This window comes from Chryseobacterium sp. FH2, from assembly GCF_001045455.1.
Lineage (GTDB): Bacteria > Bacteroidota > Bacteroidia > Flavobacteriales > Weeksellaceae > Chryseobacterium.
Genome location: NZ_LFNE01000007.1, coordinates 1 through 13,227 on the forward strand (window position 1 = coordinate 1; position 13,227 = coordinate 13,227).

The 13,227-nt window shown below is 34.2% G+C and carries 12 protein-coding genes; 6 read left to right on the forward strand and 6 right to left on the reverse strand.

The features are described from left to right. Together ACM39_RS19215 and ACM39_RS11670 are read left to right on the forward strand one after the other, a co-directional pair. Window positions 1–220: hypothetical protein (locus ACM39_RS19215; RefSeq protein ID WP_048511233.1), on the forward strand; the 220-nt coding region annotated here is incomplete at its 5' end. Window positions 221–471: 251 nt separating this feature from the next. Beyond that, window positions 472–816 carry a tetratricopeptide repeat protein gene (locus ACM39_RS11670; protein ID WP_048511235.1) on the forward strand — a complete coding sequence of 115 codons (345 nt, stop codon included), beginning with the start codon at window positions 472–474 and terminating at the stop codon, window positions 814–816. A gap of 68 nt (window positions 817–884) precedes the next feature. Here the strand turns inward: ACM39_RS11670 and ACM39_RS11675 are convergent, their stop codons facing one another. Continuing rightward, window positions 885–1,280: a hypothetical protein gene (locus ACM39_RS11675; RefSeq protein ID WP_048511236.1), complete on the reverse strand. Its 396-nt coding sequence runs from the start codon at window positions 1,278–1,280 to the stop codon at window positions 885–887. A gap of 489 nt (window positions 1,281–1,769) precedes the next feature. On the opposite strand from ACM39_RS11675, the gene ACM39_RS11680 reads away from it, so the two are divergent. Next, window positions 1,770–2,783, forward strand: coding sequence for a nucleoid-associated protein (locus tag ACM39_RS11680; protein WP_048511237.1), 1,014 nt, complete (start codon window positions 1,770–1,772; stop codon window positions 2,781–2,783). 69 nt (window positions 2,784–2,852) lie between these two features. Continuing rightward, window positions 2,853–3,815, forward strand: a complete 963-nt coding sequence (locus ACM39_RS11685) for a hypothetical protein (protein WP_131701452.1) — start codon at window positions 2,853–2,855, stop codon at window positions 3,813–3,815. 26 nt (window positions 3,816–3,841) lie between these two features. Here ACM39_RS11685 and ACM39_RS11690 read toward each other — a convergent pair whose 3' ends face one another. Genes ACM39_RS11690 through ACM39_RS11710 form a run of 5 tightly spaced genes read right to left on the reverse strand, consistent with a single transcriptional unit; the run spans window position 3,842 to window position 9,809 of the window. Beyond that, on the reverse strand, window positions 3,842–4,591 hold the full coding sequence (locus ACM39_RS11690; RefSeq protein ID WP_048511239.1) for a succinate dehydrogenase/fumarate reductase iron-sulfur subunit: 750 nt from the start codon (window positions 4,589–4,591) through the stop codon (window positions 3,842–3,844). A gap of 11 nt (window positions 4,592–4,602) precedes the next feature. After that, window positions 4,603–6,519 carry a fumarate reductase/succinate dehydrogenase flavoprotein subunit gene (locus ACM39_RS11695; RefSeq protein WP_048511240.1) on the reverse strand — a complete coding sequence of 639 codons (1,917 nt, stop codon included), beginning with the start codon at window positions 6,517–6,519 and terminating at the stop codon, window positions 4,603–4,605. Window positions 6,520–6,530: 11 nt separating this feature from the next. Beyond that, window positions 6,531–7,187 carry a succinate dehydrogenase cytochrome b subunit gene (locus ACM39_RS11700; RefSeq protein WP_048511241.1) on the reverse strand — a complete coding sequence of 219 codons (657 nt, stop codon included), beginning with the start codon at window positions 7,185–7,187 and terminating at the stop codon, window positions 6,531–6,533. Window positions 7,188–7,202: 15 nt separating this feature from the next. Next, on the reverse strand, window positions 7,203–8,633 hold the full coding sequence (locus ACM39_RS11705; RefSeq protein ID WP_048511242.1) for an anion permease: 1,431 nt from the start codon (window positions 8,631–8,633) through the stop codon (window positions 7,203–7,205). A gap of 18 nt (window positions 8,634–8,651) precedes the next feature. Further along, window positions 8,652–9,809, reverse strand: coding sequence for a porin (locus tag ACM39_RS11710; protein WP_053073323.1), 1,158 nt, complete (start codon window positions 9,807–9,809; stop codon window positions 8,652–8,654). A 532-nt stretch (window positions 9,810–10,341) separates the two neighbouring features. On the opposite strand from ACM39_RS11710, the gene ACM39_RS11715 reads away from it, so the two are divergent. Together ACM39_RS11715 and ACM39_RS11720 are read left to right on the forward strand one after the other, a co-directional pair. Beyond that, entirely contained in the window at window positions 10,342–12,534 is a 2,193-nt protein-coding gene (locus tag ACM39_RS11715) for an ATP-binding protein (protein WP_048511468.1), read from the forward strand. Window positions 12,535–12,561: 27 nt separating this feature from the next. Further along, window positions 12,562–13,113 (forward strand): biliverdin-producing heme oxygenase, encoded by a 552-nt coding sequence (locus ACM39_RS11720; RefSeq protein ID WP_048511243.1) that lies wholly within the window; start codon window positions 12,562–12,564, stop codon window positions 13,111–13,113. The last annotated feature ends 114 nt before the right edge of the window (window positions 13,114–13,227 follow it).

The window sequence follows — 13,227 nt, forward strand, 5'->3', positions numbered from 1 at the left end:
ATACAAAGCACAAGATAAAGACAATCTGAAATATCTGAATAGTCTGAACCTGCAAATCTACACGTTGAATATGCTGGGAAAATATGTAGATTTTAAAATCTATGACACTGTAAACGGACGGGATATAGAAGTAGCAAAAAATACCGAGCCTATGCAGATTATTCAAAAAAACGGTATTGTAAAAACTAAAAAATCAATACTGTTAAGCCCGGGAATGTAACTCCAAATTGAAAAATATGACGACTAAAATTTTAATTTTAATTTTATTTTTTTTTAATGCTTTAATATTTTCTCAGAATATCGTTGGAAATTATTATCCTATTGCATCTAAGTGTAAGTTATATCTGAAGATTGAATCTAAAAATAAATTTCTTTTATATTCAAATGACAAAATAAAAGTAAAAGGCATAGTGAAAATATCTAAAGAAGATAATACTTTTTTCTATAGATTTTGATAAGGAATATGATTTATTGTCAAAAAAAGACAATTACAATTTTTCATATTCAATTGATGATTTGAAAGCTTTGATTACAGTTGATACTATTAATAGTACCAATGTAAATAAGTATAATAATTTTGCCTATTATATTTCTAAAACAAAAAATGGAAATTCCAAAGCAATCTATTTATATAACGAAATCCTCAAAAAATTTCCAAACCGAACCGTTGCTTATCTCAATTTAGCTGACAGCTATTGGGCAATTGACAATAAGGATTTAGCCAAAGAAAACTACAAAAAGTATGTGGAGTTAATGCAATCCCAGAAAAAGGATTTGAAGAAAATTCCTAAAGAAGTTTGGGAGAGAATAAAATAAAAGCAATTTTCCATATTAGACATATAAAAACTCCCAAAACAAAACGTTCGGGGAGTTTACATTAAATTTTATTTACCAAAGAATATTCTATCTTTCTTTTGCTGGTCATTATAAATCATTTGGAAACTCACAGGCATATATTGATAAAGAAGTTTCCAATGCTGTATTTTTGTATGCTTTTTGAAACTTTCAAACGACCTTACGAAAAGATTTTCAATCATATCTTTCACATAAGTATCTCCCCCTGTGTAAATCATATCCATCAGTTTGATGTGATGGGCAATGATGTTGATTTTTGACTCTTGTAAAAGATTTTTCAAATAATTTACAGTTGCCTGTATTACTCCCGCAAAATTATCTTGTTTGGATAATTGAGCAATTTCTTTGCGAAGTGGTGGATAGAAAAATTTTAAATATTCCGTAGCTATTTTTTGATTAATAGTTTGCATTTGTACATTCATCATAATTAATATTTTTCAGAACATTCGTATTGCCGCGAAAACTGTACCAAAGTTTACACACAGGCAGCAAAAAATAAATGTGCTGATCATCTCGGCAATATAAGCAGCTAAATAGCCATATTATGTCTGTTAGTCATTGTTATGAAGGTTTTTGGTCTGAAATTTTCTTATTTTATTTTTTATAAGTGGTTGATTTTGAACAGGTTTTTATTTTGTTAGTTTTTGTGGTTATGTAATGAAACTGCTTAAAAATGTAATAAAGTTATTCGCCACATTATAAATCTGTCCGGAATTTATTTCCTGAAATGTGACTGAAAATCACTTTTCGATATTATTTGCTACAAGAAACGGCAGAATTGTCTAAGTTTTTATATTCTCGGAGAATGGATGATTACTAAGAAAAAATCCTGTCAAAATGATAAGGTTTTTATCAGGATGAAAGGTGTTGATTGTTTGAGATAATTAATATCTTTGCAATCCAAAATATTCAGCATGTTTTCAAAAATCGTAGTACACAGAGTAGGAAATAAAATCAACGGAGAATCTTTAATACTTTCTCAGGAAGAATTGCAGTTGGAAGAAGGAATGGCAGAATTGCTTGAAGACTATTTTTTAGGTTCTTTCAAATCAGAAGAAACTTTTCATTTTTACAGTGATTCTTATTTGGTGAATAATCCTGTTTACAGTGCTGTGTCAGAAATTTTTGATGATAAAGCCAAATTCCTTTGGGAATCTGAAAATATTGCAAAACACCTTTTCGAAGCTGCTGAAAATCCAAGAGTCCAGGGTGGAGAGCTGTTTATTGTATATTTTGAAGATGAAAGAGAAGGAACTGAAAAAGTTGATAAAATTGGAATTTTTAAAACCGAAAAAAGAGAATCTTTCCTAAAAATATCTCCTCAAAGCGAAAGTTTTGAAATTGAAAAAGATCAGGGAATCGGTTTGGCAAAAATTGATAAAGCAGCTTTGATCTACAATAATGATAAAGAAACTGGATATGTGCTTTCTGTGGTTGATAATAACAAAAACGGAGATATGTACTATTGGTTTGAGGATTTTTTAAAGGTAAAACAGCGTGATGATGAATATTTTCATACGCAGGAAGCTTTAATGGTTTATAAAGACTATATCACCAAACAATTACCTCAGGAATTTGAAGTTTCTAAGGCAGATCAGGCGGATTTTTTGAATAAATCAATTAATTTCTTTAAAGAAAAAGAGGAATTCAAATTAGATGAATTTGCTTCAGAGGTATTGGGCGATGAGCATGTAATCGAAAGTTTTAATAATTTTAAAACTGATTATGAGCAGGATATGCAGATCAACATTGCAGAAGAGTTTCCAATCAGTGAAGCGGCGGTAAAAAAAACACAAAGACACTTTAAAAGTATTATTAAACTAGATAAAAATTTCCATATCTACATTCACGGAGACCGTCAAAAACTGGCCCAGGGTGAAGATGAAAACGGAAAATATTATATGCTTTATTTCGAAAAAGAAGTTTAAATTAAACTATAAAATCACCTGATTAATTTATAATATCATAACTTTATAACCTATCACAAAATATTTATTATGAAGTTCATGATCATTTTCTGGGCGCTATATATGTTGGTTTTCTGTATTCCCTTCCCGATTTTTATTTATATGATGACTTCGGAAACATTGACAGAGCCAAGGAATTCACTGGAGGTAAGTTATATTTATCTTGGTATTTCTATAGCTATCTGGTTGTATGTGCTTGTCTTTTTTATTAATAACCTTTTTGTAAAAACTTTTAAAGCAAAAAATACAATCAGTCATATTGTAAACAATGGAATTTCAAGGAATGCAAAAATTTTAGATTATAAATTAATAAAGTATAATGCTAAAGCAAATATTAATTTAATTCACATTACACTTTCTTTTCTTAATCTCAGAAATATTTTGATTGAGCATGAAATGATGTTTCATGACACAAAGCCAGAGGAAAAAAGATTTGCGACAGGAAATACGGTAAAAGTTTTACTGAATCCAAATACTTCGGAAGAACCTTATTTTATCTTAAGCGGACAAAAAACGAAGTTCAATACAGGAAATATGATACTGAGAATTTTGTTCGTTATTTTTATGATTGTGTATGTTTTGGGTTTATATTCCTATTTTTATATCAGGGAATCCTTTGATTTTGGCTGGAGGTTTCTCACTTTCATGCATCCTGTTTTGTTTAGCGGGGTGATGTTTCTACTGACTATTTTGGTGTATCAGATGATTGCGGGAAAATTTTTCAACAATACAAAAAATGAACAAATACTTTTTGCCGGAAGAAATGCAGAAGCAGATATTATTAGCGTAAGTCAAACCGGATTAACGATAAATGATCAACCCCAGATCATGTTTCAGGTAAGTTTTAAAGATTTCCGGGGAAGTGAACATATTGCTGTTTACAAGAAAATCGTAAGTCTTTTAAATTTAGCTTCTGTTCCGAAAGAAGGAAAAATTGAGATTATGTATGATGAAAATAATCCTAAGAAAATTACAATCCCGAGAATGAATTAAGTAAAATTTCGAAGTTTTACAACTTATTATTTCTTCCTAAAAAACAATGCTCTGCTGTATTCGTAATTCATTCTGGCAATGTTCAAAACGGAAATTCCTTGTGGGCATTCGACTTCACAGGCTTCTGTATTTGAGCAGTGACCAAAATGTTCAGAATCCATTTGCTGAACCATATTGAGAACACGGTTGCTTCTTTCTTCTTTTCCTTGCGGGAGTAAAACCATATGTGTAATTTTCGCTGAGGTAAATAACGCTGCACTTCCGTTTTTACAAGTCGCAACACACGCACCACAACCAATACACGCGGCAGAATCAAATGCTTCTTCTGCCGATTGATGAGTGATTGCAATTGCCGTTGCATCGGGAGCCTGCCCTGTGTTTATTGAAACAAAACCACCTGAAGAAATAATCCTGTCAAACGCAGAACGGTCAACTTTCAAATCTCTCTTTACAGGAAATGCCAAAGCCCGGAAGGGTTCAATCACAATTGTTTCTCCATCTTTAAAAGACCTTAAATGGAGCTGACAGGTTGTTGTGTGTTCCAAAGGCCCGTGAGCGAGTCCGTTAATCATCATTCCGCATTGTCCGCAGATTCCTTCACGACAGTCGTGGTCGAATTCTACAGGGTCATCACCATTAAGAATCAGTTTTTCGTTTAATGTATCCAGCATTTCGAGGAAAGACATATGAGGGTTCAATGCTGTCAAATCATAATTTACCAGTTTTCCTTCACTCTGGTGATCTTTCTGTCTCCATATTTTCAGATGTAAATCCATAATTTCCGGTTTTATTTATAACTTCTTACGGTTGGCTGTATTTCTTCAAAAATCAAAGGTTCTTTGATGAGTTCAGGCTTGTTATTTTCACCTGTCCAATTCCATGCAGATATGAACTGGAATTCAGCATCATTTCTCAATGCTTCTCCATCCGGAGTCTGAAATTCTTCACGGAAATGAGCACCGCAGGATTCATTCCGGGTTAAAGCATCATAACACATCAGTTCACCGATTTCAAAATAATCAGAAACACGACCTGCTTTTTCCAGTTCGGTATTCATTGTATCACCTTGTCCGGAAACCTTGACCTCTTTGTAGAATTCCTGTTTTAGTTTTCGGATTTCTTCAATAGCGAATTTTAGACCTTCTTCATTTCTCGCTAAACCGCAATAATCGTACAGCAGTTTTCCTAAAGTTTTATGAAAATAATCAACAGTTTTTGTTCCGTTACTATTGATAAAACTTTCAATTTGTTGTTTAACCTGATTTTCCGCTTTTTCAAATTCAATATCTTTTGTTGAAATTTTTCCGGTATGAATTTCTTGGGATAAATAATTCGCAATCGTGTAAGGTGCGATGAAATACCCGTCAACAGAAGCCTGAAGAAGGGAATTTGCTCCCAGTCGATTGGCTCCGTGGTCTGCAAAATTAGCTTCACCCAACGCAAATAATCCCGGAATAGTGGTCATTAATTCATAATCAACCCATAGCCCGCCCATCGAAAAGTGGGCGGAAGGGGAAATCATCATCGGTTCTTCATAAGCATTGTAACCTGTGATTTTAAGATACATATCAAATAGATTTCCGTATTTCTCCTGGATTTTTTCCTTACCCTGTTCTTTTATGGCTTTAGAAAAATCAAGATATACTGCATTTTTTAAAGGCCCGATTCCAAAGCCGGCATCTATTCTTTCTTTCGCAGCTCTTGATGAAATATCTCTCGGAGCTAAATTGCCAAAAGCAGGATATCGTCTTTCCAGATAATAATCTCTTTCGTTTTCAGGAATATCGTTTGGTTTTCGGGTTTCATTTTCTTTTAAAGGAACCCAGATTCTGCCGTCGTTCCGCAAAGATTCTGACATCAATGTTAATTTCGACTGATAATCTCCCGACTGCGGCAGTGAAGTAGGGTGTACCTGAATCCAGCTTGGAGATGCCATTAATGCTCCCTTTTTATGGGCTCTCCAAATCGCAGAACCATTGCAGCCCATTGCCAAAGTCGATAAATAATATATTTTACCATAACCGCCTGTTGCCAAAACGACAGCATGTGCAGCATGTCTTTCAATTTCTCCTGTGTCTAAATTCCTGACAATAATTCCTCTTGCTTTTCCGTCTATGACAACCAATTCCAGCATTTCGTGCCTTGAAAATAACTGAACGCTTTTCTTTCCGACCTGTCGCATCAACGCCTGATAAGCGCCTAAAAGCAATTGCTGTCCGGTTTGTCCTCTTGCATAAAAAGTCCGGCTTACCTGAACTCCTCCGAAAGAACGGTTATTTAAATAGCCCCCATATTCCCTTCCAAAAGGAACGCCTTGTGCAACGGCTTGGTCGATGAGATTTAAAGAACATTCTGCCATCCGGTAAACATTGGCTTCACGTGCTCTGAAATCTCCGCCTTTTAGGGTATCGACGAACATCCTGTAAACGCTGTCGCCGTCATTTTTATAATTTTTGGCAGCATTTACGCCACCTTGTGCGGCAACAGAATGCGCTCTTCTCGGGCTGTCCTGAAAACAGAATGATTTTATATGATAGCCCATTTCGCCCAGTGAAGCAGCAATAGAACTTCCTGCCAATCCTGTTCCGACAACGATAACGTCCAGTTTTTTTCGGTTAGCCGGATTGACGAGCTTAGCAGTTTTTTTATAGTTTTCCCATTTCTTTTCTAATGGGCCTTCCGGTATTTTTGAATTTAAAATCATGATTTTTCGATTTAACGGTACGTGAGGAATACATAAATCGGCATTAAAGCAAATCCAATGCTGATAATGACTGAATAAGCAATTCCGATGGTTTTAAACCATTTTACAAACTTCGGATGAAACAATCCTAAGGTTCTGACTGCGCTGTAAATACCATGAATCAGGTGATAGCATAATGCAATCATCGAAATGACATAAATTAAAACATACCACCATTCTTTAAAAACAGTTACGACCAGAATATAAAGGTCTTTATTTCCATTATCATCCAGCGGTGGTTTCCCGAATTTGTAGATATACCAGAAATTTTGAAAGTGAATGACAAGGAAAATTAAAATCAATGTTCCTAAAATTCCCATATTTCTCGAATACCATTTGCTGGCTCTTCCGCGTTGGTCAGATTGGTAATTTGCTCCGGATTTTTTATTTTTTAAAGTAATAATTAAACCATCCAAAGCATGAAGAATAATACTTGCATACAAAATGTAAGAAACGATTTTAATGATAATATTTCCCGACAGAAAATGCGAATAGGCATTAAACTGAAGATGTGCCTGCTCCTGTGGTAAAAATAGCTGAAGGTTTCCCAAGAAATGAATCAGCAGGAAGAAGCTCAGGAAAAGTCCCGTAAGACACATCAGCATTTTTCTTGACAATGTTGACAGCATATTTTTTATTTATAATTAATAATAACCTAAAATTTTCATCCAAAGCCCGCCGACACCCATATAAATGATTAACAGAACAATTCCTATTTCCAAACCTCGAAGCCACCACGCTTTCAGGTCCACATATCCGCTTCCGAAGAAAACCGGAGCAGGGCCGTGGCCGTAATGGGTTAACACACCATAAATTGAACCTAAAAACCCAAGCATCATTGCCAATAACATCGGAGGAATTCCGACCGCGATACCAACTCCCAACAAAGCGGCATACATTGCTGCCACGTGAGCCGTTGCACTTGCAAAAATGTAATGACTGAAAAAATACACCAAAATAATTACAGGAAAAGCAACTGTCCACGTCATTCCGCCGATTTTCATTTTAATCAAATCACTGAACCATCCAATGAATCCCAATTCGTTGAGCGAGCTTGCCATCATCACCAGAACGGCAAACCAAACGATGGTATCCCAAGCTCCTTTTTCAGATTTTACATCTTCCCAAGTCAAAACTGAAGTTAGTAAAAGTAATGTAAGACCTATGAAAGCTGTTGTAGTCGCATCAATTGATAAAGCTCCTCCAAAAACCCAAAGTGCCAGTAAAATAAAGAATGCCAAAAGCATTAACCATTCGTTTTTGGAGATGGCCCCCATTTCTTTTAATTTCTGAGCCGCCATTTTTGGAGCATCCCCAGTTTTCTTTAATTCAGGCGGATATAATTTATATAAAACCAAAGGAACAACAAAAAAAGCGACCAATCCCGGAACAAAACCGGCTGCTGCCCAGGACATCCAGGTAATATTTATTCCAAACCCTGCTGCAAATTTCTGACACATCGGGTTACTTGCCGTTCCTGTCAAAAACATAGAAGATGCGATGAGATTCATATAATAACTATTTAAAGTTAAATAAGAACCTAATTTTCTGTGGGTCTCGGGCTTTTCGGGTACAGAGTCAAAACTTATTGCCATAGATTTCATAATCGGATAAATAATTCCTCCTCCTCTTGCTGTGTTACTCGGTATTGCAGGAGCTAAGCAGACATCCGCAAGACCCAATCCGTAAGCTAAACCCAATGAACTTTTACCAAAGATTCTGATGAATAAAAAAGCAATCCGATTTCCTAACCCTGTTTTAATAAACCCTCTTGCAATAAAAAAAGAAATCCCAATCAGCCAGATTACCTTGTCTCCAAAACCGGAAAGTGCTTTTGTGATTGATTTTCCTGCATCTCCGGGAGCAACAACCTGTGTCAAAGCGGTAAAACCGATTGCCATCATACACATTGTTCCCATTGGAGCGGCTTTTAAAATAATCCCTAAAATGGTGGCTGCAAAAATGGCGAATAAATGCCAGGCATTTTCTGCAACTCCTTCCGGTGCAGGAATAAACCATATGATAAGAGCAATGGCAAAGGTGATTGCTACTGCTTTAATATTAATTTCTTTCATAATAATTGGTTTTAATGATTAAAATCTACTCTGTACCTGAACAATGAATAGATTATTGTTGTATTGTGTCGTATTTTCTACTTGATGCTTATAACGGTCAAATTGTACTCCAAGCTGAATTCTTGCACCATAATTTTTTAAAAATTCCAAGCCGAACATTGGAGTTATTGTCTGTCTGGGATTTGAGTTTAATCTGAAATTGGTATCTAAATATTCGTAGCGGCAGGACAATTCAAATGCACTCAGGTTTCTGTGGTTGATTTCGTATCTTAAGTTGGGAAGAAAGTAAGCCCCGCGAATCAGGTATTCATCAGGATTATCCGGTCTGAGTTCCGGAGCAACGGCAAAATATAATGGATGGTTAGTTGCCTGTTTTGCTTCAAGCTGCATGTCTAAGCTCCATTTTGAATCAAAAGTGACAAGTGAGCTTACGTCAATACCTACAGCATAAATTTTTTTGCTGAAAACCTCTCCGATACCTCCATTTAAACCGAGATTTAAATTATATTTTTTAGCCAAACCAAAGACTAATCTTGTAGAATATTGTTTTCCGCTATCATTATCATTGACTTGATTTTTTCCGTTCCCATTCACAACGGAAACAGCATATTGAAAGGGAATTTGACCTAGTTCAAGCTGTCCTGTTGCAGAAAGCCCGATTTGGAAACTTGTCCAGCCCAATTTCCCGAATTCTGTGTATTGATTTGACCAGTCCAATGATTTAATAATATCAATAGGATAGGTTTCTTCAATACCAAACCATGGCCTGAACTGCCCGGCTGTAAAGGCTAATTTGGGGTTGAAAGTATATTTTAAATAAGCATTTTCAAGAACTCTTGATTTCGGGTCATTTTTAAAATCTGCTAAATTTGCCAATACCACGACTTCTGTACGTTTGCTGATTTGCGCCCGCATCTGAACTCTCATGTATTTGATCATAAAACTATTATCAGTCCCGCTGTTATCGGTGTGATGAAGGCCATTTACATCTACATCTTTAGTCATTCCGACAAGATAACGTGCCTGAAAAAGACCTTTAAACTGAAGTTGGGGATATATGACATTTTCTTCTTCATGTTTTGCGTGTAAAGAATCCGGTATCTGCGCCGTTACTGAAACACAGGATAACACAAAATAAAAGAACAGGAATCTCTTTATTGCTTTAAAAAAGGTCATGATGTTTATATTTTTAATGAATAGGGATGGATGATTCCGGGCTAATTAAGTCTTATACTTTAAAGAGTTTTGCTTTTTTGAAGTTTTTGTTCATCCCGTATGTTCGAGGTTCCTGTAAAAAGGATTATTGAAAAAAGAATTAATGGGAACTTTTTCATAATAATGGTGTTTAATTGATTAATCTTTAAACATTGTCAACAATATTTCAAAGAATTTTTAAGTGTTTTCATAATTCGGTGATATAAATTTAATGAATTTTGTTTAATTAACATAAATATTTTAAATATTAATCTAAAATTCATGTTAATAGTCATATTTGTTGAACTTAAATCAAAAAAAAGGGAATTTTTTATTATATTTTGAATAAACCCTATGTAAAGCATTGAAAAAATGAGAAAAGTTTAAAATTGTTTTTTTACTTTTCATGGGTAAAATCCTTGAACAGACGGTGAATGAAGGCCTGAAATTTTTAATACCACAAAGTAAGATAGCTTTAAAAAATTCATTATATTTGATAGATATATTTATTTATATGAATTTTGTAGAGTGTCATGAGGAACCCATTCATATCCCTGGGTATATACAAAGTTTTGGATATTTGATTGGCATAGATGCAGATTCATTTTCCATTACTTTTTTTAGCGAAAATATTAAGGATATTTTTAAGCTGGAAAACTTTGAACTGCTTTTCGGAAAGAAGATTACGGATTTTCCTGATTTATTTCAAAACATTATTGAATCTGATATTTTCACCTCAATTAGAACTCATACTGAAAGAGAAAATACAACCTATTTTGATAAGATTTTCATTGGAGAGAAACAGTATCATTTTTCTATTTTCAGAACCGGTAAAAATATTTTTTTAGAATTTGAGGAAGTTTTACAAAACCCCTACAAGCGTATCAATAATAAATATGATAATTTTTATATCATTGATAATGAACAGGAAATTTGGGAACAGCTACTGAGTACACTTTCTAAAATAGTGAATTATGACCGGATGATGGTGTACAAATTCATGATGGATGGCTCGGGAAAAGTAATAGCAGAAAAAACTAATGACAATTTCGAAAGCTATATAGGATTGCATTATCCTGAATCTGATATCCCAAGACAAGCTCGCAAGCTTTATTTAAAAAAAAGAAAAAGAATTTTCAGTGATGTATATTCACCGCCAATCCGTATTATTAGCAATAAAAATGAAAATATTGATCTGACTTTTGCCGCTTCCAGAGCAATGTCCCCGATTCACGGACAGTATATTAAAAACTCAGGAGCAGCATCCAGTTTTAGTGTATCGATTATTATTGAAGATCATCTTTGGGGTTTGGTAACCTGTCAGAATTCAGAAGCTAAACATATTGACCTTGAAGACAGGGTGCAGGCGGGTATTTTCACGGCGCTGGCTTCCAATGCTTATTCTTCATTTAAATCTAAAAAAGAACTTGATTACCGTTTGGGTTTAAATGAAAAATCGGCCCAGTTAAAATCAGAATTTTTAAAATATAATACACTTTTCGAATCTTTGGTTGAAAATAAATCTGAAATCAAAGATCTTCCGGAGGCAGATGGATTAGCCATTATTTCCGACGAGAATATTGTAAAAGAAGGTATTACCCCGACCGACAATATTATCGAAATGATTGTGAAGTGGGCGTATACAAATACTCACGAAAGCATATATGTGAGCCGTGATTTTCTGAAAATACACAGGGATGATTTAGGGTTGGATGAAAATACGGCAGGAATCATCATATATTTTATCGACAGGGATAAAAATGAACTGCTTATATGGTTTAGAAAAGAATTTGATGAACATATAAAATGGGCAGGAAATCCGGAAAAAATGATTAAAGTATTTTCCCAAGACGGAGAAGAAAAACATATTGTATCACCCAGAACATCTTTTCATGTTTTTACTGAAAATATTAAAGGAAGTTCGAAAAGATGGAATTCCAGAAATATAAGTGCCGTACATGCCGTTAGAGATGTTATTTTAGAGACCTCTCACAAACAATATAAGGTTATCAAGCAGTTAAATGAAGAACTTAAAAAAGTCAATGAAGAACTTGACAGTTTTTCGTACACAATTTCTCATGACTTAGGAACACCTTTGACGGTGATGAAACTGAATGCTCAAATGCTTTTAAACAGCCTTACAGATGGCTCGGAAAAGAGTAAGGGAAAAATTAATTCTATTATAGAAGAGATTGATAATATGGCAGAAATGATGCATGATGTTTTACAGTTAAGTCGTGCAAAGCACAGTGAAATACAACTTGAAAGACTTCAGCCCGGCCTTACGATTCATAAAATTTTGGAAAATGCTAAAATTACATTTGCCAGCCCAGCCAGCGAAGTAATTGTCAAAGAATGTCCGGATGTATTGGCAGATAAAACGTTGCTTCATCAGGTATTTTTAAATATCATCAATAATGCAGTAAAATATTCTTCTCATAAGGAAGAACCTAAAGTGGAAATTGAAGGAACGGAAGATGGTGATATGATTGTTTACAGGATTTCAGATAACGGGATTGGTATTCCTGAAGAAGAAAAACATAAGATGTTCAAAATTTTCAACAGAATGGATAATGCAAAAAAGTTTAAAGGAAACGGAATAGGATTATCTATTGTTCATAGAATAATGAAAAGAATCGGGGGAAATGTTGATTATAAAAGCAATAAAGATGGTACTTCTTTCTTTTTAACGTTCAAAAAGCCTTAAATTTGGGGAACTTTTAAACCCTTATTTATGGTATCTGAATATCTTAAACAGAATACAGCGGAATATCACGATGCTGCTGAGAAACTTTTTAATTCTGAAAAAATTTTTAATAAAACTTTCACTTTGGAAGATTATAAAAAAATCATCAATACCAATTATTTGATGCTTCTCCATAGTGAAGATAAAATATTCAGCAGTCTTTCTGATAAATTTGCTGAAAAATTACAGTTGAGCAACAGAAAAAAACTTCCTCTTATTGAAAAAGATTTGGCAAGTTTAGCTTTAGAAAATCAAACTGTTTCTCATGAACTAGAATTCAGCAATGAAAATGAAGCTTTGGGAGCAATGTATGTAATTGAAGGTTCTACTTTGGGTGGAAATGTGATTGCAAAACAGCTTTCTAAAACTGAAGGGTTTGATACTGTTACTTTTAATTTCTTCGGGTGTTATCAGGAAAATACAGGATCAATGTGGAAAAACTTTAAGGAGGTTTTGGATACTGAAGTGACTGAGGAAAATTATAATGATGTACTTTCCGGAGCGAAAAAACTATACACATTCCTGCTAAACGTTAATTAATTCTATTAAATTATAATTAAAATTCCTGAAAGATTGCCCAATTTTTCAGGAATTGTTAAATTTGGGCAGTTTCAATCTAGACTAAACTAAAAATAATTTAAAAAAATAAATCAA

Excerpts from the sequence above, each read along its gene's own strand:
- ACM39_RS11675 (WP_048511236.1), bottom strand. The coding sequence starts at position 1,280 with ATGATGAATGTACAAATGCAAACTATTAATCAAAAAATAGCTACGGAA.
- ACM39_RS11680 (WP_048511237.1), top strand. The coding sequence starts at position 1,770 with ATGTTTTCAAAAATCGTAGTACACAGAGTAGGAAATAAAATCAACGGA.
- ACM39_RS11685 (WP_131701452.1), top strand. The coding sequence starts at position 2,853 with ATGAAGTTCATGATCATTTTCTGGGCGCTATATATGTTGGTTTTCTGT.
- ACM39_RS11690 (WP_048511239.1), bottom strand. The coding sequence starts at position 4,591 with ATGGATTTACATCTGAAAATATGGAGACAGAAAGATCACCAGAGTGAA.
- ACM39_RS11695 (WP_048511240.1), bottom strand. The coding sequence starts at position 6,519 with ATGATTTTAAATTCAAAAATACCGGAAGGCCCATTAGAAAAGAAATGG.
- ACM39_RS11700 (WP_048511241.1), bottom strand. The coding sequence starts at position 7,187 with ATGCTGTCAACATTGTCAAGAAAAATGCTGATGTGTCTTACGGGACTT.
- ACM39_RS11705 (WP_048511242.1), bottom strand. The coding sequence starts at position 8,633 with ATGAAAGAAATTAATATTAAAGCAGTAGCAATCACCTTTGCCATTGCT.
- ACM39_RS11710 (WP_053073323.1), bottom strand. The coding sequence starts at position 9,809 with ATGACCTTTTTTAAAGCAATAAAGAGATTCCTGTTCTTTTATTTTGTG.
- ACM39_RS11715 (WP_048511468.1), top strand. The coding sequence starts at position 10,342 with ATGAATTTTGTAGAGTGTCATGAGGAACCCATTCATATCCCTGGGTAT.
- ACM39_RS11720 (WP_048511243.1), top strand. The coding sequence starts at position 12,562 with ATGGTATCTGAATATCTTAAACAGAATACAGCGGAATATCACGATGCT.